This window comes from Niameybacter sp. (assembly GCF_036655075.1).
Lineage (GTDB): Bacteria > Bacillota > Clostridia > Lachnospirales > Cellulosilyticaceae > Holtiella.
Genome location: NZ_JAVVQU010000001.1, coordinates 90,199 through 115,009, shown reverse-complemented (window position 1 = coordinate 115,009; position 24,811 = coordinate 90,199). Strand labels below are relative to the sequence as shown.

General features: G+C 37.8%; 20 protein-coding genes and 1 other annotated feature. All 20 genes read left to right on the top strand.

Annotated features, from left to right (window positions below; all coding sequences use genetic code 11):
- The first annotated feature begins 1,405 nt into the window (after positions 1-1,405).
- Complete coding sequence (locus RRY75_RS00565) at positions 1,406-4,624, top strand: DEAD/DEAH box helicase (RefSeq protein WP_332527403.1); 3,219 nt, start codon at positions 1,406-1,408, stop codon at positions 4,622-4,624.
- Positions 4,625-5,149: 525 nt separating this feature from the next.
- Complete coding sequence (locus RRY75_RS00560; RefSeq protein WP_332715342.1) at positions 5,150-5,287, top strand: hypothetical protein; 138 nt, start codon at positions 5,150-5,152, stop codon at positions 5,285-5,287.
- Positions 5,288-5,487: 200 nt separating this feature from the next.
- Positions 5,488-5,640, top strand: coding sequence for a 50S ribosomal protein L33 (gene rpmG, locus RRY75_RS00555; RefSeq protein WP_053983214.1), 153 nt, complete (start codon positions 5,488-5,490; stop codon positions 5,638-5,640).
- Between the two features lie 37 nt (positions 5,641-5,677).
- On the top strand, positions 5,678-5,857 hold the full coding sequence (gene secE, locus RRY75_RS00550; RefSeq protein WP_332493872.1) for a preprotein translocase subunit SecE: 180 nt from the start codon (positions 5,678-5,680) through the stop codon (positions 5,855-5,857).
- 14 nt (positions 5,858-5,871) lie between these two features.
- The gene (nusG, locus tag RRY75_RS00545; RefSeq protein WP_332493871.1) at positions 5,872-6,390 is read left to right on the top strand and encodes a transcription termination/antitermination protein NusG; all 519 of its coding nucleotides are present in this window, start codon (positions 5,872-5,874) and stop codon (positions 6,388-6,390) included.
- 91 nt (positions 6,391-6,481) lie between these two features.
- Positions 6,482-6,907, top strand: coding sequence for a 50S ribosomal protein L11 (gene rplK / locus RRY75_RS00540; protein WP_332493870.1), 426 nt, complete (start codon positions 6,482-6,484; stop codon positions 6,905-6,907).
- An 87-nt stretch (positions 6,908-6,994) separates the two neighbouring features.
- The gene (gene rplA / locus RRY75_RS00535; protein ID WP_332493869.1) at positions 6,995-7,687 is read left to right on the top strand and encodes a 50S ribosomal protein L1; all 693 of its coding nucleotides are present in this window, start codon (positions 6,995-6,997) and stop codon (positions 7,685-7,687) included.
- Positions 7,688-7,751: 64 nt separating this feature from the next.
- Positions 7,752-7,889, top strand: a sequence feature (ribosomal protein L10 leader region).
- Between the two features lie 22 nt (positions 7,890-7,911).
- The gene (rplJ, locus tag RRY75_RS00530; RefSeq protein WP_332493868.1) at positions 7,912-8,400 is read left to right on the top strand and encodes a 50S ribosomal protein L10; all 489 of its coding nucleotides are present in this window, start codon (positions 7,912-7,914) and stop codon (positions 8,398-8,400) included.
- A gap of 64 nt (positions 8,401-8,464) precedes the next feature.
- On the top strand, positions 8,465-8,833 hold the full coding sequence (gene rplL / locus RRY75_RS00525) for a 50S ribosomal protein L7/L12 (protein WP_332493867.1): 369 nt from the start codon (positions 8,465-8,467) through the stop codon (positions 8,831-8,833).
- Positions 8,834-9,204: 371 nt separating this feature from the next.
- Positions 9,205-13,053, top strand: coding sequence for a DNA-directed RNA polymerase subunit beta (rpoB, locus tag RRY75_RS00520; protein WP_332527402.1), 3,849 nt, complete (start codon positions 9,205-9,207; stop codon positions 13,051-13,053).
- A 24-nt stretch (positions 13,054-13,077) separates the two neighbouring features.
- Positions 13,078-16,605, top strand: coding sequence for a DNA-directed RNA polymerase subunit beta' (rpoC, locus tag RRY75_RS00515; RefSeq protein WP_334309865.1), 3,528 nt, complete (start codon positions 13,078-13,080; stop codon positions 16,603-16,605).
- 161 nt (positions 16,606-16,766) lie between these two features.
- Positions 16,767-17,189, top strand: coding sequence for a 30S ribosomal protein S12 (gene rpsL / locus RRY75_RS00510; RefSeq protein ID WP_332493969.1), 423 nt, complete (start codon positions 16,767-16,769; stop codon positions 17,187-17,189).
- 153 nt (positions 17,190-17,342) lie between these two features.
- A complete protein-coding gene (gene rpsG / locus RRY75_RS00505; RefSeq protein ID WP_332493970.1) occupies positions 17,343-17,813 on the top strand; it encodes a 30S ribosomal protein S7 in 471 nt (156 codons plus the stop codon).
- A 27-nt stretch (positions 17,814-17,840) separates the two neighbouring features.
- Positions 17,841-19,925, top strand: a complete 2,085-nt coding sequence (gene fusA, locus RRY75_RS00500; protein ID WP_332715333.1) for an elongation factor G — start codon at positions 17,841-17,843, stop codon at positions 19,923-19,925.
- A 107-nt stretch (positions 19,926-20,032) separates the two neighbouring features.
- Complete coding sequence (gene tuf, locus RRY75_RS00495) at positions 20,033-21,226, top strand: elongation factor Tu (RefSeq protein WP_332493973.1); 1,194 nt, start codon at positions 20,033-20,035, stop codon at positions 21,224-21,226.
- Between the two features lie 685 nt (positions 21,227-21,911).
- The gene (gene rpsJ, locus RRY75_RS00490; protein ID WP_053983227.1) at positions 21,912-22,220 is read left to right on the top strand and encodes a 30S ribosomal protein S10; all 309 of its coding nucleotides are present in this window, start codon (positions 21,912-21,914) and stop codon (positions 22,218-22,220) included.
- An 86-nt stretch (positions 22,221-22,306) separates the two neighbouring features.
- Positions 22,307-22,936, top strand: coding sequence for a 50S ribosomal protein L3 (gene rplC / locus RRY75_RS00485; RefSeq protein ID WP_332493974.1), 630 nt, complete (start codon positions 22,307-22,309; stop codon positions 22,934-22,936).
- Positions 22,937-22,962: 26 nt separating this feature from the next.
- Positions 22,963-23,610 carry a 50S ribosomal protein L4 gene (rplD, locus tag RRY75_RS00480; protein WP_332493975.1) on the top strand — a complete coding sequence of 216 codons (648 nt, stop codon included), beginning with the start codon at positions 22,963-22,965 and terminating at the stop codon, positions 23,608-23,610.
- On the top strand, positions 23,610-23,909 hold the full coding sequence (gene rplW / locus RRY75_RS00475; RefSeq protein ID WP_332715328.1) for a 50S ribosomal protein L23: 300 nt from the start codon (positions 23,610-23,612) through the stop codon (positions 23,907-23,909). Before rplD ends, rplW begins: the two co-directional genes overlap by 1 nt.
- Positions 23,910-23,975: 66 nt before the next feature.
- On the top strand, positions 23,976-24,806 hold the full coding sequence (gene rplB / locus RRY75_RS00470; RefSeq protein ID WP_332527154.1) for a 50S ribosomal protein L2: 831 nt from the start codon (positions 23,976-23,978) through the stop codon (positions 24,804-24,806).
- The last annotated feature ends 5 nt before the right edge of the window (positions 24,807-24,811 follow it).

The window sequence follows — 24,811 nt, the reverse complement described above, 5'->3', positions numbered from 1 at the left end:
TTTTTCCACATGTTCACCTCACTCTCATACATAAGACTATCTAGATTTAATTTCGTTACAACTTTTTGTTATAAAATTTAATTTTAGTATATTCGTATCATAAGCACAGATCCACCACCAAAAAATCCCATTATGCAATGATGTAACAAGGAACCCTTATATAACACATATCACTGTGTTATATAAGGGTTCCTTGTTTGTTTCAGACACAAAAAACCATCTCAAATGCAGTATTGCTTCTCTATGTAATCCATAGGCTGCACTTAAGATGGTTTTTGTGGTGTGACAAAGTTCCAGCATCCATAGTAGAGATGTTATGTATGCCCCTTTGAGTTGGTGGTTGGCTGAAGGTGTGACTGTATGGACTTACCTTGTGGTAGCGTACCAAGTCAGTGTTCTTTAGGTGACAGGGGTCTCGTTGACTTATCACTGCAAGTGTCTGAGTGGGTAGCTTGCACGCTGGACTTACCGTAGGCCTTACCTGATGGCTTAGACTAACTTTATAGGGGAAAACATGAATCTAAACAGTGAAGTACTGCAAAACTTAGGTATTACCCCCAGGTCTCATCCGAGTGTCACTCCCATAGATGAGTTAGGTTGAAGCGATAGAAGATACGCATATTATTTATGTAAAATGATGTAGGATGATAACTGGAGTAGCTATAAACAACAAACCGACTAGAGGATGCCTTCTCTCTTCAAACCACGGACAGACTTTAGTGAGCTTATTGTTGTGGCATGGATTTATCCAAAGACAAGTAGCGCAGGGATAAAGAAGTTGTCAATGAATAAGATAGTTAACCGTATACAGTGGTTGCCACCACCAATGTATAGGTTCCTAAGTAGAAGGAGTACCACTTACAGAAGAGAGAGGGCTGGAAGGGTGACTGATCTGCTTAGTGGTGCAGTGGAAGATACTTACCTAGAATAGTATTTTTCACTGCACTTTTATATTTGTGAAACTTGATAATCTAGTTATACACCTCTGGCGAACAAGATACAATTGACATTATGACTAAAAAATATAGAGTAAAACCTAGGCAAAACAAGGGTTAATCTCAAAAAAAAGGCTCTGTAAATCACAAAAGTGGATTTCTACAAACCCTAGAAATTCACTTTACGAACATGAGATTTGTACAAAATAGAAAGAAGAATTTGTAAGTATTGCACAAAAGTTGAGTCGTTGTACTTTTGGTTAAAATGACTATAAAAAATTGGAACTTATTTAGTTTAATATAAAATAACTTGTGGTAGAGAGGTATCATTCCATTTTCTAATCTAAAGGTTTACTTGAGATAAATAGAGTGCAAGGGGATATATATTTTTTTATATTTTTATATTCTTTTAAGATAGGGTATACTGTAAAGATAGACAAAGAGCAAAAGCGAGATGTAAGGAGCAGAAGATGATTACCATAGAAGAGATAAAAGATATGTGTTCAAGTGCGACCATCTTCAACGATGCAAAGCATTTGTATGGTTTAGGCTTTGTAAAGCATTTGAAAGTTTTTCGTGCACCTGAAGGATATGAAGTTCAAGGGTGTGTACACGATAGGGGTAGATGGATTGATGTTTTAATCAAAATGAGTGATACAGGGCGTATAACCCATAAGTGCACGTGTAACGGGCCATACGGCAACTGGTACATCTGTGAGCATGTAGCAGCAGTGCTGATTGAGTTTTGTGTCAGGATGCAGGATAAGTCTGTAGTGGTACAGCCTATTGAGCAGATTTATGGCGCTCAAATGTTAGACTTTTATGAGAATGAAGTCACCAAGCAAGTACAGGTTTTAAGAAAGGACTATATTCGTATACAGCCAAAGCTGATCCATTTGTGGGGAGACCGCTATGGAATTGGCCTGCAAGTAGGAGAAGAGCGTATGTATGTGGTGAAGGACGTTGTAGCCTTCGCTTCTGCCATTGTGAATGAAGAGGAGCTAGACTATGGGAAAAATCTTTCCTTCCTTCACCATATAGAGGCTTTTCGTGAACAGGATAGACCTTTTGTAGAATGGCTAGTGGATGAAGTAGTTGCCAAAGAGATGATTATGGATCAAGTGACCGTCGGAGGTAAAGGGCACAAGGCGGACAAGAAATTTATGATTCTGACTACGCAGGGATTTGAGAAGCTCTTTGATATTCTAGAAGGGCAAAGTATTCCTTATGAAGGAGATGGCTTAGATACAAAGGTAACCTTTGTGAAGGAAAATCCTGTTCTCTTCTTTAAAGTGGAAAAAGAAGAGGAGCAGTTTAGCTTGACGCTTACAAGACCGCCTCATCAGATTATTAAATATCCAAAGAGTAGCTACATTATGATGGAGGACAGGTTGTATAAGTGTACCAAGTCCTATGCAGCAGCTTTGATGCCTATTTTAATTTTTATGCAAGATATGCATACGAGCGTGTTGGCATTTAACGAAATGGGCTGGCAACGTTTCGTATTGACTATTTTGCCTAAGATTAAACGTCAAGTTGCACTAGAGATGGATCCTAAGCTTTTGGAGGACTATGACCCACCTAAACTTGAGATTAAATTATTCTTAGATAAGGATAGTAGCAATAATATTGTAGGTAAGGTGAATTTTAAGTATGGACATACCACCTTTAACCCTTATGATTCCCATGACCAAGCTCATATAGACACAGCGCGTGAAGTCGGTAAGGAACATGCTTTTGGCAACTTGCTTGCCCAATATCCTTTCAAAAATCGTAATGGACAAATCCACTTAGATGATGAGGAATCTATTTATAACTTCTTAAATGAAGGGGTTGAAACCCTCTTGCCACTAGCAGAAGTGCATATTTCAGAAGATTTAAAGCTGATGAAGTTTAAAAAGCCAGCCATTGGTGCCATTGGAATTAAAATTGAAAGTGATTTATTAAAGGTAGATTTCCAAGAGATTAATATGAGTGCAGAAGAGATTCAAGCTGTCATCTTTGCTTACAAGCAAAAGAAAAAGTATTATCGTCTTAAAAGTGGCGCATTCATTAATGCAGAAGGTCAGGATGTGGAGCAGTTAGTTGCTATTTTAGAAGGGCTAGACCTAGACCAGAATGACTTAGTGGAAGGGGAGGTGTCCCTACCTAAGTTCCGTGCACTGTATTTAGATCAAATCTTGAAGAAAAATGATGAGATACAAGTGGAACGCGATAAGTACTTTAAACAAATCATTCGAGATATTAAAAATGTTGAGGATACGGATTATGAAGTGCCTGCTTCTTTGAAACGTATTTTAAGAAGTTATCAAAAGGTAGGATACAGATGGCTTAAGACGATGGCAGCTTATGGATTTGGTGGGATACTTGCTGATGATATGGGTCTTGGAAAGACACTGCAAGTCATTGCGCTCATCCTTTCAGAGCGAGAAATAAGAGAAAAACCAAGCTTAGTTGTAGCACCAACCTCTTTAGTATTGAACTGGGAAAGAGAAATCGAAAAGTTTGCGCCAGAACTTAAGGTGCTTGTCTTAACGGGAGATTGGGAAAGTCGTCAAGATAAGATTCAACAAGTAGAAAAATACGATGTGATCGTGACTTCTTATGATACATTGAAGCGAGACATTGAGTTATATACAGACTTGAAGTTTAGATTTTGTATTGCAGATGAGGCCCATTATATCAAAAATCCTAATACTCAAAATGCGAAAGCACTTAAGATGGTGCAAAGTGAAGTGCGCTTTGCCCTTACAGGGACGCCTATTGAAAATACTTTAGCAGAGTTATGGAGTGGATTTGACTTTGTTATGCCAGGCTATTTGTACAACTACTTACGTTTTAAAGGGAGCTTTGAGACACCGATTGTCAAGTTTGAGGATGAGCGCGCCACGGAGCGCTTGCGTAGTATGGTTGCGCCATTCATTATTCGTAGATTAAAAAAGGATGTCTTGAAGGAGCTGCCAGCCAAAACTGAGACAATCATCTACAATAAGATGGAAGAGGAACAAGCTACCCTTTATAAGGCTCACCTTGCTATGATGCAAAGAGAGTTTAATAAGGAAGTAAAAGAAAAAGGGATGGGCAAAAGTCACATTAAAATTTTGGCTATGCTTACCAGACTTAGACAGTTGTGCTGTCATCCTGGATTATTCCTAGAGGATTATAGTGGAGGTAGTAGTAAGCTTGAACAATGTATGGAGCTTATAGAAGATAGCATCTCCGCAGGGCATAAGATTTTACTCTTCTCTCAATTTACTTCTATGCTAGGAAAGATTGAAGAAGGGCTAGAAGCATGCCACATTCGTTACTATAAATTGACGGGTGAGACTAAGGCAGAAAATCGTCTGGCTATGGTAGAAGCCTTTAATGAGGATACCACGCCAATCTTCCTTATTTCCTTAAAGGCAGGTGGGACAGGACTCAACTTAACAGGCGCAGACATTGTCATTCACTACGACCCGTGGTGGAATGTTTCGAGTGAGAACCAAGCGACAGATAGGGCTTACCGTATTGGACAGGAGAAAAATGTACAGGTCTTTAAGTTGATTACTCAAAATACTATAGAAGAAAAAATTAAAGAACTTCAAGAACGTAAGACAGGTCTTGCGGATAATGTTTTAACCGAAGGGCATACACTAATTGGTCAGATGAATGAGGATGAGATAAGAGATTTATTTACATTGGATTAAGTTTATATAGAACTCTGTGAAAAAATGACGATAAACTAAGTAAGTGGACTTTATAAATAACGGAGGAGTTATGAAACAACAACTTTTAGAAGCACTTTTAGCTCTTCCTTTGAACAAGAAAAGACACTAAAATAAGAAGACTTAGAAGCTTTTCAAAGCTTATTGATAGAAAACAAAAGAAAATAGAAGCCATAGAGGTCTTGCATCAAGTAAATCCCCATAGTAAGGAAGAAAGGCATGAAGTCTTACTCCAACAAATCGTAGCACAAGATACTGCAAACAATAAAATGTATTTATTATGCAAGAGCTTTTAAAGCGCTTAACTGAAAAAATAGAGCTGCCTAAAAATCCAGCACATGTAAGTGGAGCATACAAATAGTATAGTAAACAATAAGATCACCTAGACACAAGCTCTTGCTACTCTATTTAGCAAGAGTTTGTGTGTATTAAAGATATTGCTAAAACAATCCGTATCAAGATAGGTATTGTTTTGGAGAACTACTTAATAAGTGAGCACATAAGACAGTGGGCGACAAGTTATGCATTATGGAAGTTAGCGCAAGTGTCTATAGTCAAGAAGCTATGGATGTGAGTAGTACACCTATCCCCCCTAAGCTCATCGTAATAGGCTGTATGAAACTTCCTATTGCCAAAGTGCATTAACCATGATAAACTACAAATCACATCAGCATTGGTTTTTTAAAAGTATGCAAAAAGCTAATAAATGATAAAAATTAACAATTAATTCGAGGATAATCCTCTTGACTGTGTCTTTCACAGTGTGCTATATTTAAGTTGTACCTAAATAGGTCTTTTTTTTATGGCAATTTTTAAGAGCTTTAACTCAAGTGGAGGTGTCAATCGTGAGAGTACAAATTACTTTAGCTTGTGAAGATTGCAAGCGTAGAAACTACACCATGACAAAGGATAAAAAAGCACATCCTGACCGCATGGAAACTAAAAAGTATTGCAAATTCTGCAAAACACATACACTTCACAAAGAAACTAAAAAATAAAAGTGTATGAATCGGTATAACCAGGGAGGAAGAAAGAATGGTTGAATTTTTTAAAGACTTCATAGCAGAAAGTAAAAGAATAGTTTGGCCAAATAAATCAGAGCTTATAGTTAAGACTGCAAACGTAATTGTTTTTGCGCTTATAGTTGCAATTATAATTTTTGGAATGGATGCGGTATTTAGTTACGCTCTACAACTATTACGTCAAGTAGCATAATTGGAGGAACAACAATGGATGAGGCAAGATGGTATGTGGTACACACATATTCTGGATATGAAAACAAAGTAAAAGCTAATATTGAGAAAGCTATTAAAAATCGTAATATGCAAGACTTAATCCATGTGGTTGAAGTTCCTATGCAAGACGAAGTTGAAGAAAAGAACGGAACTAAAAGAACTGTACAGAGAAAAACTTTCCCTGGATATGTACTAATCAAAATGGTTATGACAGATGATACTTGGTATGTAGTGCGTAATACCCGTGGTGTTACAGGATTCGTAGGTCCAGACTCTAAACCAGTATCTTTAACTGTCGATGAAATCAAAGGTATGGGAATTGATGTGAGTGCTTTACGACCACACGTGGAAATTGGAGAAGCTGTTAGGATTTTAGCAGGCGCATTCCAAGATTCAGAAGGTATCGTAAAGGAAATTCATGAAGCTAAAGGTGCAATTATTGTATCTGTTCATGGATTTGGACGTGAGTTCCCAGTAGAGGTAAGTTTTGAACAAGTTGAAAGATTTATCTAAAAAACAAGTTTAGTATTAATGCTTTAGAAGCAACGCGCGAGTGGGAGGGAATTCCCCGCGAATACCACATTTTCTTTAGGAGGTAACTAAGATGGCTAAAAAAGTTACAGGCATGATCAAATTACAAATTCCTGCAGGTAAGGCAACTCCTGCACCACCAGTTGGTCCAGCACTTGGTCAACATGGTGTTAATATCGTTGGTTTCACAAAAGAATTCAACGAAAGAACAGCAAAAGATGCTGGTCTTATTATCCCAGTAGTAATTACTGTATATGCTGATAGAAGTTTTTCTTTCATTACAAAAACTCCACCAGCAGCTGTATTACTTAAAAAAGCAGCTAACATTAAATCTGGCTCAGCAGTACCAAACAAAACAAAAGTTGCAAAAGTAACTGAAGCACAAATCAGAGAAATTGCAGAACTTAAAATGCCAGACCTTACTGCATCAAGCATTGAAGCTGCTATGAGCATGATTGCTGGTACAGCACGTTCAATGGGAATCGTTATTGAAGGTTAATTCAAAACTAATTTAAATTTTAATTTGAGCGCGTATATAGTACGTGGGAGGGCATAGTCCCCGATAATACCACAAGGAGGTAACGTTATGAAAAGAGGAAAAAAATATATCGAAGCTGCTAAACTTGTAGATCGTTCAAACTTATACGATACAAACGAAGCTTTTGATTTAGTAGTAAAAGCATCTGGTGCGAAATTCGACGAAACAGTTGAAGCACACATCAAATTAGGTGTTGACAGCCGTCATGCTGATCAACAAGTACGTGGTGCGGTAGTATTACCACACGGTACTGGTAAAACTCATAGAGTACTTGTATTTGCTAAAGGGGCAAAAGCTGATGAAGCTTTAGCTGCTGGTGCAGATTTTGTAGGTGCTGAGGATTTAATCCCTAGAATTCAAAACGAAGGTTGGTTTGAATTCGATGTTGTAGTTGCTACACCAGACATGATGGGTGTTGTAGGTCGTTTAGGTCGTGTTCTTGGACCAAAAGGCTTAATGCCAAACCCAAAAGCTGGTACAGTTACTATGGATGTTACTAAAGCAATCAATGATATCAAAGCTGGTAAAATTGAGTACCGTCTTGACAAAACAAACATTATCCACGTTCCAGTAGGTAAAGTTTCATTTGGTCAAGAAAAATTACAAGAAAACTTCTCCACATTAATGAGTGCTATCATAAAAGCAAAACCAGCAGCTGCAAAAGGTCAATACCTTCGTAGTATTTCAGTTTCTTCAACTATGGGTCCTGGTGTAAAAATCAACCCATCTAAAGCTGAATAATTAACAGAAACTGGTAGCTAATAAATATTGACAACTTAAGATGGACATGTTATTATCTTAAGTGTTGAAAATGAATACTGTACCGCAGACAGTAGGTGCCGTAAGGCATAACGTATACAACCTACCGAGGTCTATATCATACTATGGACGGATGTATCACCACTTTGCCTGCGGAAAAGCAAAGTGGTATTTTTTTGACATAACCGGAATTAGGAGGTGTAACAATGGCAAAAGTTGAACAAAAACAAGTTGTTGTTGATCAAATCAAAGCAAAATTAGAAGGAGCTAGTTCTATTCTTTTAGTAGACTATCGTGGTCTTACAGTAGAACAAGATACAACTCTTCGTAAAGAACTTCGTGAAGCTGGTGTTGAGTACAAAGTATTCAAAAACACTATGGTAAACTTCGCAGTTCAAGGAACAGAGTTCGAAGCAATTTCTAAACATCTTGAAGGACCAACTGCTATCGCAATCAGTTATGAAGATGCAACTGCTGGCGCTAGAGTATTAGCTAAAGTAGCGAAAACTAACGAAAAGTTAGAATTCAAAGCTGGTGTAGTTGAAGGTACTTACTATGATGCACAAGGGATGTTAGCAATCGGTAATATCGCACCAAGAGAAGAATTACTTGGTCGTTTACTTGGAAGCTTCCAATCACCTATGGCGAGCTTTGCACGTGTTATTAAACAAGTTGCAGAAAAAGACGCAGAATAATCAAAAGAACTACAGAGTTCAAATATTAATTAACTAATTAATCAAATCTACGGAGGTGCTTACAATGGCAAAATTATCAATCCAAGAAATTATGGAAGCTATTAAAGAATTAACAATTTTAGAATTAAACGATTTAGTAACAGCTTGTGAAGAAGAATTCGGTGTATCAGCAGCAGCAGGCGTTATGGTAGCAGCAGCACCAGGTGCAGCAGCAGAAGAAAAAACAGAATTCGACGTTGAATTAACTGAAACAGGTTCAGAAAAAATCAAAGTAATCAAAGTGGTTCGTGAAATCACAGGTCTTGGCTTAAAAGAAGCTAAAGACGTAACAGAAGGAACTCCAAAAGTTCTTAAAGAAGGCGTATCTAAAGATGAAGCTGATGCAATCAAAGCTAAATTAGAAGAAGTTGGCGCTAAAGTAACTTTAAAATAATTTCGGTTATTCTAAAAGGCAGCAATTGCTGCCTTTTATTTTTTTCCAGTTATTTTAATGTATATAAAAATAGGCAGTTACCCTTGAAAGTAACCACCGTGAGTGTTATATTAAAAATGCTTAGCCAAAAAAAAGAAAAAAGAGTTGACTTACCCTTTTTTTTCTGATAGCATATTAGAATGTGTCAGTATGTAAATATTTCTGTAAATATTATAGCATACACATAAATACTTTACAATACATAATCTAAGTTAAATGTATAAGGATGTAAAAGTCTACAAAAGTTAATAAGATTATGTCAGTTTAAGATTCACTAGGAATAATGCAGCTTGCTGCATGATTTATAAATTTTGCAAGGGGTGAGAGAACACATGCAAAAATCTAAGATTCGCCCTATTAATGTGGGCAAACAAATTCGTATGAGCTATGCTTCAACAGATGAGATTTTTGAAATACCAAACCTTATTGAGGTACAGAAAGATTCCTACAACTGGTTCCTTAAAGAAGGGCTTAAAGAAGTATTCCAAGATATCTCTCCAATTACAGATTTCAATGGTAACCTTAGCCTTGAGTTTGTAGATTTTATTTTAGACAGCAAACCTAAATACACAGTAGAAGAAGCTAAAGAGAAAGATACTAACTTCAGTTCCGCTCTTAAAGTAAAAGCAAGACTTCACAACAAAGAAACAGGAGAAACGATTGATAATGATGTGTTCATGGGAGATTTCCCTCTTATGACAGAAAACGGAACCTTCATTATAAATGGAGCTGAACGTGTTATTGTCAGTCAGTTAGTTCGTTCTCCTGGTATTTACTATGCTATCGATTTCGATAAAATTGGTAAAAAACTTTACTCAGCTACAGTAATCCCTAACCGCGGTGCATGGCTTGAGTATGAAACAGATTCAAATGATATTTTCTATGTTAGAGTAGACCGTACACGTAAAGTACCAGTTACTGTTTTATTACGTGCATTAGGTTTAGGCAGTGATGCTGAAATTCTTGACACATTTGGAGAAGAACCAAAAATTCTTCAAACAATCGAAAAAGATACTACTAAAACATATGAAGAAGGTCTTCTAGAAATATACAAACGTATTCGTCCAGGTGAGCCACCAACAGTGGAAAGTGCTCAAACACTTCTTGGTAATATGTTCTTTGATCCTCGTAGATATGACCTTGCAAAAGTAGGTCGCTACAAATTCAACAAAAAATTAGCACTTAGAAACCGTGTGACAGGTCACAAACTTGCTGAAGATGTTGTAGATATGTTCACAGGTGAAGTAGTAGCAACAGCTGGTGAGAAAATCACAGTTGCTTTAGCTGATAAGATCCAAAATACTGGTACACCACATGTTTATATTGCGGTAACAGAAGTAGATCGTCCAGTTAAAGTACTTACTAACCAAACAGTAGAACTTAACCACTTCTTCCCTAATATTGATGCAAACGAAGTAGGCATTAAAGATTCAGTTTACTATCCAGCATTAGTACGTATTATTGAAGAATTTGATGAGGAAGATGAAATTAAAGCTGCACTTGTTGCAAGACATAATGAGCTTGTGCCAAAGCATATTACATTAGAAGATATTTTTGCTTCTATTAACTATAATATTCATCTCGAATATGATTTAGGACATAAAGATGACATTGACCACCTTGGTAACCGTCGTATCCGTGCTGTAGGAGAACTCCTTCAAAATCAATTCCGTATCGGCCTTGCTCGTATGGAAAGAGTAGTACGTGAAAGAATGACAGTACAAGACTCAGAAGCAATCAGTCCTCAAACATTCATCAATATTAGACCTGTTACAGCTGCTATTAAAGAATTCTTTGGTAGTTCACAGCTTTCACAGTTCATGGATCAAAACAACCCTCTTGCTGAACTTACACACAAACGTAGATTATCAGCATTAGGTCCTGGCGGTCTCTCAAGAGAACGTGCAGGGTTCGAAGTACGTGACGTTCACCATTCTCACTACGGTCGTATGTGCCCTATCGAGACTCCTGAAGGTCCAAACATCGGTCTTATCAACTCACTTGCTACATTCGCACGTATTAACGAATATGGCTTTATTGAGGCGCCTTACCGTGTAATCGATAAGAGTACAGGGACACCACGTGTAACTGAAGATGTTATCTATATTACAGCTGATGAAGAAGAAAACTACACAGTATGTCAAGCGACAGAAGAACTCAATGAAAATGGAGAATTTATAAGTAGAAAAGTAAGAGCGCGTCGTCGCGAAGAAATTCTTGAATTTGACTATAAGGAAATTGACCTTATGGATATTTCTCCAAAACAAATTGTATCTGTTGCGACAGCTATGATTCCTTTCCTTGAAAATGATGATGCGAACCGTGCCCTCATGGGTGCCAACATGCAACGTCAGGCTGTACCACTTATCCGTACAAACAGCCCTATTGTAGGTACTGGTATGGAACACAAAGCTGCAGTAGATTCAGGTGTACTTGCAGTAGCACGTGAAAATGGTATTGCAGAAAAAGTAACAGCAGATGAAATTGTTGTCCGTTCAGAAGACGGTAAAAAACAATCTTATAAATTAACTAAATTCTCAAGAAGTAACCAAGGTACATGTATTAACCAAAGACCTATCATCAATAAAGGTGATGTGATCAAAAAAGGTGATATACTTGCCGATGGTCCTTCAACAGATCATGGTGAACTTGCACTTGGTCAAAATCCACTTATTGGATTCATGACTTGGGAAGGTTACAACTATGAGGATGCTATCCTTTTAAGTGAAAGACTTATTAAAGAAGATATCTATACTTCTGTTCATATTGAAGAATATGAAGTAGAAGCACGTGATACTAAAGTAGGTCCAGAAGAAATTACAAGAGATATTCCAAACGTAGGTGAAGATACACTTAAAGATCTTGATGAAAGAGGTATTATCCGTATTGGTGCGGAAGTGCGTTCAGGAGATATTTTAGTAGGTCGTGTAACACCAAAAGGTGAAACAGAACTTACGGCAGAAGAAAGACTTCTTCGTGCAATCTTCGGTGAAAAAGTACGTGAAGTAAGAGATACTTCTCTTCGTGTACCTCACGGTGAAGCTGGTATTATCGTAGATGTTAAAGTATTTACACGTGAAAATGGTGATGAATTATCTCCAGGTGTAAACAAAATGGTTCGTTGTTATATTGCTCAAAAGAGAAAAATCTCTGTTGGTGATAAAATGGCGGGTCGACATGGTAACAAAGGGGTTATCTCAAGAGTTCTTCCAGTAGAAGATATGCCATTCCTTCCAAATGGTAGAGCACTTGATATCGTTCTTAACCCACTGGGCGTACCATCACGTATGAACATTGGACAGGTATTAGAAGTCCATTTAGGTCTTGCTGCTAAAGCACTTGGCTTCAAGATTGCTACACCGGTATTCGATGGTGCAAACGAAATTGACATCATGGATACACTTGTAATGGCAAATGACTATGTTAACAATACATGGGAAGAGTTTACAGCTGCATGGAAAGATCGTATTGATGCAAGCGTATACAACTACCTTGAAGAAAACTTAGACCACCGTAGTGAGTGGGAAGGTGTTCCGCTTGACCGCACAGGTAAAGTACAACTTCGTGATGGACGTACAGGAGAAACATTTGATAACCCTGTAACAGTAGGATACATGCACTACCTTAAACTTCACCATTTAGTTGATGATAAAATGCATGCGCGTTCAACAGGACCATATGCAACCATTACACAACAACCTCTTGGTGGTAAAGCACAATTCGGTGGACAACGTTTCGGAGAGATGGAAGTTTGGGCACTTGAAGCTTATGGTGCTGCTTACACATTACAAGAAATCCTTACAATTAAGTCAGATGACGTTGTAGGCCGTGTTAAAACTTATGAATCAATTGTTAAAGGCGAAAACATACCTGAACCAGGAATTCCTGAGTCATTCAAAGTTCTTCTTAAAGAACTTCAATCACTTGCACTAGATGTTAGAGTATTAACACGCGATATGGATGAGCTAGAAATCAAAGAAACTGTTGAAGAAGGCGAAATAGTAGCTGTTAATATCGAAGGTGCACCACAAAATCCAGAATTTATCGATGAGGATGTAGAACTCACTGAAACTGAGTTAGAGGTAGAACCAGATCTTGAAGAAGAAACATTAGATTTTGATTTTGATGATACAGTTGTAGATGATTTATTCGAAGAACCATTAGATGATTTGGATTTATAAAAGCTTAAGAAGGGAGTAAAGGTCATGACTAATATGGATCAATCAATCCTATTTGAAGCAATAAGAATTGGATTAGCTTCCCCTGAAAAAATTCGTGAGTGGTCTAGAGGAGAAGTAAAAAAACCAGAAACAATCAATTACCGTACACAAAGACCTGAACGAGACGGGCTATTCTGTGAAAAAATATTTGGACCTAGCAAAGACTGGGAATGTCATTGTGGTAAATACAAACGTATCAGATATAAAGGTGTAATTTGTGACCGTTGTGGTGTAGAAGTTACAAAGGCCAAAGTACGTCGTGAAAGGATGGGACACATCGAGCTTGCAGCTCCTGTGTCTCACATCTGGTACTTTAAAGGAATTCCAAGTAGAATGGGGCTTATTCTTAATCTTTCACCAAGATTATTAGAAAAAATTCTTTATTTTGCATGCTATATTGTTACGGATGCTAAGGATACAGGCTTATCATACAAAGAAGTACTTACAGAAAAAGAATTCAGAGAAGCTGAAGAAAAATATGGCTACGGCTCATTTACAGCAGAAATGGGTGCTGAAGCAATTAAAAAACTACTTGAAGATATTGATCTTGAAGGAGAAAGCATTGAGCTTAAAGCTGGGCTTAAAGATACTACAGGACAAAAAAGAATCCGTATTATTAAACGCTTAGAAGTAATCGAAGCATTTAGACTTTCTGGTAATAAACCAGGATGGATGATTCTTGATGTAGTTCCAGTATTACCACCAGACTTAAGACCTATGATTCAACTTGATGGTGGACGTTTTGCAACATCAGACTTAAACGACCTTTACAGAAGAGTTATTAACCGTAACAACCGTTTAAAACGTCTTCTTGACCTTGGAGCACCAAACATTATTGTACGTAATGAAAAACGTATGCTTCAAGAAGCTGTTGATGCACTTATCGACAATGGTAGACGTGGTAGACCTGTTACAGGTCCTGGAAATAGACCACTTAAATCTTTATCAGATATGCTTAAAGGTAAAGCTGGTCGTTTCCGTCAAAACTTACTTGGTAAACGTGTTGACTACTCAGGACGTTCAGTTATCGTAGTAGGACCATCACTTAAACTTTATCAATGTGGTTTACCAAAAGAAATGGCAATCGAGTTATTCAAACCTTTCGTTATGAAAAAACTTGTTTCTGATGGCTTAGCACATAACATTAAAAATGCTAAACATATGATTGAAAGACTTCACCCAGAAGTTTGGGATGTTCTTGAAGAAGTTATCCGTGAACATCCAGTTATGCTTAACCGTGCGCCAACACTTCACCGTTTAGGTATTCAAGCATTTGAACCTGTACTTGTTGAAGGTCGTGCACTTAAACTTCACCCTCTTGTATGTACAGCTTACAATGCTGACTTCGATGGTGACCAGATGGCGGTCCACGTACCACTTTCTGTAGAAGCTCAAACAGAATGTCGTTTCCTTCTTTTAGCGCCAAACAACTTACTTAAACCATCTGATGGTGGACCAGTAGCTGTTCCTTCACAAGATATGGTTCTCGGTACTTACTACTTAACCCTTGACAAAGAAGGCGAAGAAGGCGAAGGCAAATACTTTAAAGACGAAAGTGAAGCAATGTTAGCTTATACAAACCAAGCTATTACACTTCATGCACGTATTAAAGTTCGTAGAACTATTGAAATCAATGGTGAAATGAAAACAGGCATTACAGAAACAACTGTTGGACGTATTATCTACAACGAAGTAATCCCTCAAGATTTAGGCTTTGTAGACCGTACAAAACCAGAAAATGAGTTTAAATATGAGATTGATTTCTTAGTGGGTAAAAAAGAACTAGGAAAACTCATCAAAAAATGTATCAATACACATGGTGCAACTGACACAGCAATTCTTCTTGATAACATTAAAGACTTAGGCTTTAAGTTCTCAACTCGTGGATCTTTAACAGTATCTGTATCAGATATGGTTATTCCAGAGAGAAAAGGTGAATATTTAGCTGAAGCAGATGCAGCTGTAGATCATGTAACAAAACTCTTCAAACGTGGTCTTATGACTGATGAAGAACGTTACAACAAAGTTATTCAAGCATGGAACTCTGCGAATGATAAAATCACAAAAGCACTTCTTGAAGGTCTTGGTAGATACAACCCTATCTACATGATGGCTCACTCAGGTGCCCGTGGTTCTAACAACCAGATTAAACAGCTTGCTGGTATGCGTGGTCTGATGGCTTCACCATCAGGTCGTATTATCGAGCTTCCAATTAAGGCTAACTTCCGTGAGGGCTTATCTGTACTTGAATACTTCATCTCTGCCCATGGTGCGCGTAAAGGTCTTGCCGATACAGCTCTTCGTACAGCTGACTCAGGATACCTTACACGTCGTCTTGTAGACGTATCTCAAGATGTTATCATCAGAGAAAGAGATTGTCGTCATGATGAAGATGCTACAATTCCAGGTATGTGGGTTGAAGCATTTAAAGATGGCGCAGAAGTTATTGAACCATTAGGTGAAAGACTTACAGGTCGTTTTGCGGCAGAAGCAGTTATTCATCCAGAAACAGGTGAAGTGATTGTAGCTGCTAACAAAATGATTCGTCCAAACGTAGCAGATTATATTGATAACTTAGGGATTGAAAAAGTTAAAATTAGGACAGCACTTACATGTAAGTCAAAAATTGGTGTTTGTGCAAGATGTTACGGTGCAAACATGGCATCTGGTAACGAAGTAAGAGTAGGGGAATCTGTAGGGATTATCGCTGCTCAGTCAATCGGTGAGCCAGGTACACAGCTTACAATGCGTACTTTCCATACAGGTGGTATCGCGGGAGATGACATCACTCAAGGTCTTCCACGTATCGAAGAGTTATTCGAAGCACGTAAACCAAAAGGGCTTGCAATCATTGCAGAGTTCCCAGGTGTTGTAACAATTACAGAAACTAAGAAAAAACGTGAAGTAACAATTACAGATAATGAAGATGGTCAAGCTAAAACTTACCTTATTCCTTATGGTTCACGTATTAAAGTACTAGACGGAGCTTATATTGAAGCTGGTGATGAGCTGACAGAAGGTAGTGTTAACCCACATGATATCCTTAAAATTAAGGGTGTACGTGGCGTACAAGATTACATGCTTCAAGAAGTTCAACGCGTATATCGTCTTCAAGGGGTAGATATCAACGATAAACACGTTGAGGTTATCGTTCGTCAAATGCTCAAAAAAGTTAAAATTGAAGAAAATGGTGATACAGATTTACTTCCAGGTAGCTTAGTGGATATCCTTGAATTTGAGGATGTAAACGATAAAATGGCTTCTGAAGGGCTAGAAGGTGCTATAGGTAAAACTACACTACTAGGTATCACAAAAGCTTCTCTTGCGACAGAATCTTTCTTATCTGCAGCTTCTTTCCAAGAAACAACAAGAGTTCTTACAGAAGCAGCTATTAAAGGTAAAATGGATCCACTTATTGGTCTAAAAGAGAATGTAATTATTGGTAAACTTATTCCTGCTGGTACTGGTATGGACAGATATCGTAAGATAGGTGTCGAAGTAACAGAAGGTTAATAATGGAAAAAGGTCGCCTATTTAGGAGGTGACCTTTTTTTACCATTTTAATTCGACCTTGACATTTGCAAGTGAGAGTGTTAAAATCGTTCAGTGTGTGATAGTTTGCACAGTAAATACTGCATAAGCAGGAATTATTCATTAAGCGAGGAGGTGCCAGAATGCCTACATTTAATCAATTAGTACGTAAAGGCAGAAAATCAATCGAGAAAAAATCTACTGCACCAGCGTTACAAAAAGGGTTTAACTCTTTACAAAAACGCGCTACAGATATCTCTGCTCCACAAAAAAGAGGTGTATGTACAGCAGTAAAAACAGCAACACCTAAGAAACCTAACTCTGCTCTTCGTAAGATTGCCAGAGTACGTCTTACAAACGGAATCGAAGTAACAGCTTACATTCCAGGTGAAGGACATAACTTACAGGAACATAGTGTTGTTTTAATCCGTGGTGGTAGAGTAAAAGACTTACCAGGTACACGTTACCATATCGTACGTGGTACTTTAGATACAGCTGGGGTTGCTAAAAGAAACCAAGCTCGTTCTAAATACGGTGCTAAAAAACCAAAACAAGCAAAAAAATAATTTTAAGATGAGTGCTTAGCACTTATTGGTGCCCGCTTATGAATATAAACTGCTTACTAAGCGTTTAATATAGATGAGATTAGGGCACGCACGATCCCCTACTGGGGACGAGTACCGATGATTTATCACAATTTTAGTTAAGGAGGGAAGACCGTGCCACGTAAAGGACATATAGCAAAAAGAGACGTATTAGCGGATCCATTATACAACAGTAAACTTGTTACTAAATTAATTAACAAGATTATGCTTGATGGTAAAAGAGGAACTGCACAAAAAATAGTATATGGTGCATTCGACATCATTGCTGAGAAAACAGGTAGAGATGCTTTAGAGGTGTTCCAAGAAGCTTTAGAGAATATCATGCCAGTTTTAGAAGTAAAAGCACGCCGTGTAGGAGGTGCTACTTACCAAGTACCAATGGAGGTTCGTCCAGAAAGACGCCAAACATTAGGACTTCGTTGGTTAACAGCTTACACACGTAACCGTGGAGAAAGAACAACAATCGAAGCATTAGCTGCTGAGATTTTAGATGCACTTAACAATACAGGTGGATCAGTTAAGAAAAAAGAAGATACACACAAAATGGCAGAAGCAAACAAAGCATTTGCTCATTACAGATTCTAGGTTTTTTAACCTTAAGGAGGAATTACCTTGGCAGGAAGAGATTATCCACTTGAGCGTACCAGAAATATTGGTATCATGGCGCACATTGATGCAGGTAAAACAACTCTTACAGAACGTATTCTTTTCTATACAGGTAGAAATCACAAGATTGGGGAAACTCATGAAGGTGGAGCTACTATGGACTGGATGGAACAAGAGCAAGAACGTGGTATTACTATCACATCTGCTGCAACAACTTGTTTCTGGAAAGAAAACCGTATCAACATCATCGATACTCCAGGACACGTTGACTTCACTGTAGAAGTAGAACGTTCATTACGTGTACTTGATGCTGCTGTTGGTGTATTCTGTGCTAAAGGTGGCGTTGAGCCACAATCAGAGACTGTTTGGCGTCAAGCTGACAAATACCAAGTACCACGTATGGCTTTCGTTAATAAAATGGACATTATGGGAGCTGACTTCTATAATGCTGTAAACATGATGAGAGAACGTCTTGGTGCAAATGCTGTACCAATGCAATTACCAATCGGTGCAGAAGATGATTTCGTAGGAATCATCGACTTATTAGAAAACAAAGCTTATATCTACAAAGATGATCTTGGAAAAGACATTGACTGTGTAGAGATTCCAGCTGATATGGTTGATAAAGCTGAAGAATATAGAGCTGCTGCAATCGAAGCTATCTGTGAAACAGATGAAGAGCTTATGATGAAATATTTCGATGGAGAAGAAATTTCTCTTGATGAGTTACAAGCAGCACTTCGTCAAGCTGTAATCAATGTTCAAATTATTCCTGTATTCTGTGGTACAGCATACAGAAATAAAGGGGTTCAAAGATTACTTGACGCTGTTGTGGCATACATGCCAGCACCAACAGATATTCCATCAATTAGAGGGGTCGATCCTGAAACAGGAGAAGAAATGGAGAAACATTCATCTGATGAAGAACCATTTGCTGCTCTTGCATTCAAAATCATGACTGACCCATTCGTAGGTAAGCTTGCATTCTTCCGTGTTTACTCAGGTACACTTGAAGCAGGTTCATACGTATTCAACTCAGTAAAAGGTAAAAAAGAACGTATTAGCCGTATCGTACAGATGCATGCTAACGATCGTAAAGATATCGATAAAGTATACGCTGGAGATATCGCAGCTGCTGTAGGTCTTAAAGGAACTACAACAGGGGATACACTTTGTGATGAAAATCACCCAGTTATCCTTGAGTCAATGGTATTCCCAGAGCCAGTTATCTCTGTTGCTATTGAACCAAAAACAAAAGCTGGTCAAGAAAAAATGGGTATTGCTCTTTCAAAACTTGCAGAGGAAGATCCAACATTCAAGACTTACACAGATACAGAAACAGGACAAACTATCATTGCAGGTATGGGTGAACTTCACCTTGAGATCATCGTTGACCGTTTACTTCGTGAATTCAAAGTAGAAGCTAACGTTGGTGCTCCTCAAGTTTCTTACAGAGAAACACTTGCTAAAGATGTTGACATCGATTCTAAATTCGTACGTCAATCAGGCGGTAGTGGACAATACGGTCACTGTAAAGTTCGCTTCTCAAGACTTGACCCTAACTCAGAAAAAACTTATGAATTCATTAACTCTGTTACAGGTGGTTCTATTCCTAGAGAATACATCCCAGCTGTTGACAAAGGGATTCAAGAAGCGCTTTCAAGTGGACCACTTGCTGGTTACCAATTAGTTGGTGTTAAAGCTGATTGTTACGATGGATCATACCATGATGTCGATTCATCAGAAATGGCTTTCAAAGTTGCAGGTTCACTTGCAGTTAAGGATGCTATGAAAAAAGCTGGTGGATTACTTCTTGAACCAATCATGAAAGTTATCGTTACTGTTCCAGATGATTACATGGGTGATGTTATTGGTAACATTAACTCACGTCGTGGTCGTATGGAAGGTATGGAAGCTAGAAGTGGTGCTCAAGAAATTAGAGCATATGTTCCACTTTCAGAAATGTTTGGTTACGCTACTGACCTTCGTTCAAGAACTCAAGGTCGTGGTAACTACTCAATGGAATTCCATCACTATGAACAATGTCCTAAAAATGTTCAAGAAAAAGTTATCGCTGACAAAAAAGCATAATTTTTTAGATAGATTTACATTTCCAGCTACTTGCAAAGTAGCTGGAAATTAAATATAATGAAATTAATCTGAGTAAAACTCAGCCAAATAAAAGGAGGAAATTCAAAATGGCTAAAGCTAAATTTGAAAGAACCAAACCACACGTTAACATTGGTACAATCGGCCACGTTGACCACGGTAAAACAACTTTAACAGCTGCAATCACAAAAACTCTTCATGAAAGATACGGTTTCGGTGAAGCTGTAGACTTCGCGAACATCGATAAAGCTCCAGAAGAAAGAGAACGTGGTATCACAATCTCTACTGCTCACGTTGAGTACGAAACTCCAGCTCGTCACTACGCACACGTTGACTGTCCAGGACATGCTGACTACGTTAAAAACATGATCACTGGTGCAGCTCAAATGGATGGTACAATCCTTGTTTGTGCAGCTACAGATGGTCCTATGGCTCAAACTCGTGAACATATCTTATTATCACGCCAAGTTGGTGTTCCATACATCGTTGTTTTCTTAAACAAATGTGATATGGTAGATGATGATGAGTTATTAGAATTAGTTGAAATGGAAATCCGTGAATTATTAAATGATTACGAATTCCCAGGCGATGATACACCAATCATTCGTGGTTCAGCTCTTCAAGCTCTTAACGATCCAATGGGTCCATGGGGAGATAAAATTGTTGAATTATTCGATATCATTGATGAATATATCCCAACTCCAGAACGTGACGTTGATAAAAGCTTCTTAATGCCAGTAGAAGATGTATTCTCTATCACAGGTCGTGGTACAGTTGCTACAGGTAGAGTAGAAGCTGGTATCCTTAAAGTTCAAGATGAAGTTGAATTAGTAGGTATTCATGAAGAAACACGTAAAGTTATTTGTACAGGAGTAGAAATGTTCCGTAAACTTCTTGATCAAGCTCAAGCTGGTGATAACATCGGTGCACTTCTTCGTGGTATCCAAAGAACAGAAATCGAACGTGGTCAAGTACTTTGTAAACCAGGTTCAATTACACCACATACAAAATTCAAAGCTCAAGTATACGTTCTTAAAAAAGAAGAGGGTGGCCGTCATAAACCATTCTTCTCTAACTACAGACCACAATTCTACTTCCGTACAACTGACGTAACAGGCGTTATCGAGTTACCAGAAGGTACAGAAATGTGTATGCCTGGCGACAATATCGAAATGACAATCGAACTTATCCATCCAATCGCGATGGCTCAAGGTCTTCGTTTCGCTATTCGTGAAGGTGGACGTACAGTAGGTTCCGGTGCTGTTGCATCAATCGTTGAATAATCTATCTTAATAGATTTTAAAGCACATCCCTTGTGGATGTGCTTTTTTATTTTAAAGACTATCAAATTAAGATAGGAAGTATTTCCTTCTCTTCAGGAGAACTTGGACGCTAGTGAGTCAAGAAACAGAAACAAGAAAGAGAATACTTGCCTATAGAGAACAAGAGCGTTAATATCTATCTAAGGAGAAGTATGTAGAGAAAGAATAGATTATAATAGAACGTGTAGCTTAAGGGGGAGACCTTAAATTTAAACGTAAAGAAAGGATAGATATAGGAGAAAGATAAATTACCAATAGATTACACTTTTCAAATCCTAAATAACATGTATAATAGATAGTACATCGCGATAAGAACTCCACAGATGCGACTGGAAAAAATTATCGCATAAAAAAGCAAAAAAAACCTTGTAATAACATGTAACATCATGTATAATCAAGTTGTTGTGACATTGAGAACGATGATTCAGAAGGTTACAGCCTACTAGTTAGGTAAATTTCTGAGGAGCGAATGTCCGGTTCATGAAACCAGACGACAAGTCACTGTATCATTTTAATAGGTTCCGTAAGAGTAGTATGCATAGGGGAAACCCTGTATAAGTTAAACTTACGAAACACCTGGATGAGTGTACAGTTTCCACTGGTCGTGCTGCTTCAAATAAAGTACGAAAAGGAGGGGACTTTTTTTATGGCAAGCCCAAAAATCCGTATCACATTAAAAGCTTATGATCACAAATTAATCGATCAAACTGCAGCGCAAATCGTTGATATTGCGAAAAAAACTGGAGCAACAGTAAGTGGACCAATTCCACTTCCAACTAAAAAGGAAGTAGTAACAATCTTACGTGCTGTACACAAGTACAAAGACTCTAGAGAGCAGTTCGAAATGAGAACTCATAAGAGATTAATTGACGTTGAAGCTACACCAAAAACTGGTGATGCATTAATGCGTCTTGACTTACCAGCTGGTGTTGATATCAAAGTTGATGCTAGATAGTAAGAACCAAACTAAAGACGGTTATTAATCGTCTAGAATGATTATCCAAGTTGATAATCCGCTGTAGATATTAGGAGGTGTAAAGGATGAAAAAAGCAATTTTAGCTAAAAAAATTGGTATGACACAAATTTTCAATGACGCTAACATGTTAATCCCAGTTACTGTATTAGAAGCTGGCCCATGTACAGTAGTTCAAAAGAAAACAGTTGATAACGATGGTTATGAAGCAATTCAATTAGGTTTTGTTGATGCCAAAGAAAAACAACTTATCAAACCACAAAAAGGTCACTTTGCAAAAGCAGGTGTTACTGCTAAGAAACACTTAAAAGAATTCCGTTTAGAAGATATTTCTGCTTACGAAGTAGGTACAGAAATCAAAGCTGACGCATTCGCTGCTGGTGATAAAATTGACGTTGTAGGTATCTCTAAAGGTAAAGGTTACCAAGGCGCAATTAAAAAATACAACCAAAGTCGTGGACCAATGGGTCACGGTTCTAAATCACATAGAGTTGCAGGTTCTATGGGAGCTGCTACTAGCCCAGGACGTGTTATGAAAGGTAAAGGCCTTCCATCACATATGGGTAGCATTCAAATTACAGTTCAAAACCTTGAAGTTGTAAGAGTAGATGCAGACAAAAACTTAATCCTTGTAAAAGGAGCTGTTCCAGGTTCAAAAGGAACAATCATTACAATCAAAGACAGCGTTAAAGCATAAGGCTGCTTGAGAAAGGAGGAATAAAGATGGCAAACGTATCTGTTTTAAATATGAACGGACAACAAGTTGGTGAAGTTGAATTAGTAGATTCAATCTTTGCTGTAGAAGTAAAAGAAAATTTAGTTCACAGTGCTGTATTAGCATATCTTGCTAATAGAAGACAAGGAACTCAAAGTGCTAAAACACGTGCAGAAGTACGTGGTGGTGGTAGAAAACCATGGAAACAAAAAGGTACAGGTAGAGCTAGACAAGGTTCTATTCGTTCACCACAATGGACAGGTGGTGGGGTAGTATTCGCTCCAAAACCACGTGACTATTCATTCAAAATGAACAGAACAGAAAAATTAATTGCTCTTAAATCAGCTCTTACAACAAGAGTTCAAGAGAACAAATTTATCGTATTAGATGAATTAGCATTAGCTGAAGCTAAAACTAAAGCTATGGTTAACGTTTTAGGTGCATTAGAACTTAAAAAAGCATTAATCGTAACTGAAGATAAAGTAACTGAAGGTAGAGCTACAGACGTTAGTAAAAATGTTATGTTAGCAGCACGTAATATTCAAGGTATTAAAACTGCAAACGTAAACAACATTAACGTATACGACATCTTAAAATACGATACAGTTGTAGTAACAAAAGAAGCATTAGCTAAAATTGAGGAGGTGTACGCATAATGGCAGATTTAAAATTCTATGACGTCATTTTAAAACCAGTCGTTACTGAAAAAAGTATGAACGATATGGCTGAAAAGAAATATACATTCCTAGTACACCCAACTGCTACAAAATCTCAAGTTAAAGATGCAGTAGAAAAAATGTTTGACGGCGTTAAAGTAGACAAAGTAAACACAATGAACTACGATGGAAAAACAAAACGTCGTGGAAAATCAGTTGGAAAAACTAACAAATACAAAAAAGCAATCGTAAAACTTACAGAAGCAAGTAAAGACATTGACTTTTTCCAAGGAATGTAGTTAAATAGAAAAAGATGAAACACACGGCTATGTGTAACTTACACGATTGAAAGGAGTGAAACAGTAATGGGTATCAAAAAGTATAGACCATATACCCCTTCTAGAAGACATATGACTTCTTCAACTTTTGAAGAAATCACAAAAACAACTCCTGAGAAGTCTTTAATTGTAACATTAAAGAAACATTCAGGTAGAAATAATCAAGGTAAAATCACTGTTCGTCACCGTGGCGGCGGTTACAAAGTTAAATACAGAGTAATCGACTTCAAACGTAATAAAGATGGTGTTCCAGCTACAGTAGTAGGTATCGAATACGATCCAAACAGAACAGCAAACATTGCATTACTTAGCTATGCAGATGGCGAAAAACGCTATATCTTAGCTCCTCATGGTTTAAAAGCAGGAGAAAAAGTAATGAGTGGTGAAACTGCAGAAATCCGTATTGGTAATACTCTTAGAATGAGAGATATTCCAGTAGGTCAAACAGTTCATAACATTGAAATGAAACCAGGCAAAGGTGGACAATTAGTTCGTTCTGCAGGTATGTCAGCTCAACTTATGGCTAAAGAAGGTAAATTCGCAACAGTTAAACTTCCATCAGGAGAAATGCGTTTATTACCAATCGATTGTAAAGCTACTATTGGACAAGTTGGTAACATTGATCACGAACTTATCACAATTGGTAAAGCTGGACGTAAACGTCACATGGGTATCCGCCCAACAGTTCGTGGTTCTGTAATGAACCCTAACGATCACCCTCATGGTGGTGGGGAAGGTAGATCTCCAATTGGACGTCCAAATCCATGTACTCCTTGGGGTAAACCAGCTCTTGGATACAAAACAAGAAAGAAAAACAAACATTCAAATAAATATATTGTACGTTCACGTAACAAATAAATTTA

What these genes read in the sequence shown, in the direction of transcription:
- rpoC (WP_334309865.1), top strand. Translation starts at nt 13,078, where the DNA reads ATGACTAATATGGATCAATCAATCCTATTTGAAGCAATAAGAATTGGA.
- rplK (WP_332493870.1), top strand. Translation starts at nt 6,482, where the DNA reads ATGGCTAAAAAAGTTACAGGCATGATCAAATTACAAATTCCTGCAGGT.
- secE (WP_332493872.1), top strand. Translation starts at nt 5,678, where the DNA reads ATGGTTGAATTTTTTAAAGACTTCATAGCAGAAAGTAAAAGAATAGTT.
- rpsJ (WP_053983227.1), top strand. Translation starts at nt 21,912, where the DNA reads ATGGCAAGCCCAAAAATCCGTATCACATTAAAAGCTTATGATCACAAA.
- rplW (WP_332715328.1), top strand. Translation starts at nt 23,610, where the DNA reads ATGGCAGATTTAAAATTCTATGACGTCATTTTAAAACCAGTCGTTACT.
- rplJ (WP_332493868.1), top strand. Translation starts at nt 7,912, where the DNA reads ATGGCAAAAGTTGAACAAAAACAAGTTGTTGTTGATCAAATCAAAGCA.
- rplA (WP_332493869.1), top strand. Translation starts at nt 6,995, where the DNA reads ATGAAAAGAGGAAAAAAATATATCGAAGCTGCTAAACTTGTAGATCGT.
- tuf (WP_332493973.1), top strand. Translation starts at nt 20,033, where the DNA reads ATGGCTAAAGCTAAATTTGAAAGAACCAAACCACACGTTAACATTGGT.
- RRY75_RS00565 (WP_332527403.1), top strand. Translation starts at nt 1,406, where the DNA reads ATGATTACCATAGAAGAGATAAAAGATATGTGTTCAAGTGCGACCATC.
- rplL (WP_332493867.1), top strand. Translation starts at nt 8,465, where the DNA reads ATGGCAAAATTATCAATCCAAGAAATTATGGAAGCTATTAAAGAATTA.
- rplD (WP_332493975.1), top strand. Translation starts at nt 22,963, where the DNA reads ATGGCAAACGTATCTGTTTTAAATATGAACGGACAACAAGTTGGTGAA.
- rplB (WP_332527154.1), top strand. Translation starts at nt 23,976, where the DNA reads ATGGGTATCAAAAAGTATAGACCATATACCCCTTCTAGAAGACATATG.
- rpsL (WP_332493969.1), top strand. Translation starts at nt 16,767, where the DNA reads ATGCCTACATTTAATCAATTAGTACGTAAAGGCAGAAAATCAATCGAG.
- rplC (WP_332493974.1), top strand. Translation starts at nt 22,307, where the DNA reads ATGAAAAAAGCAATTTTAGCTAAAAAAATTGGTATGACACAAATTTTC.
- rpoB (WP_332527402.1), top strand. Translation starts at nt 9,205, where the DNA reads ATGCAAAAATCTAAGATTCGCCCTATTAATGTGGGCAAACAAATTCGT.
- nusG (WP_332493871.1), top strand. Translation starts at nt 5,872, where the DNA reads ATGGATGAGGCAAGATGGTATGTGGTACACACATATTCTGGATATGAA.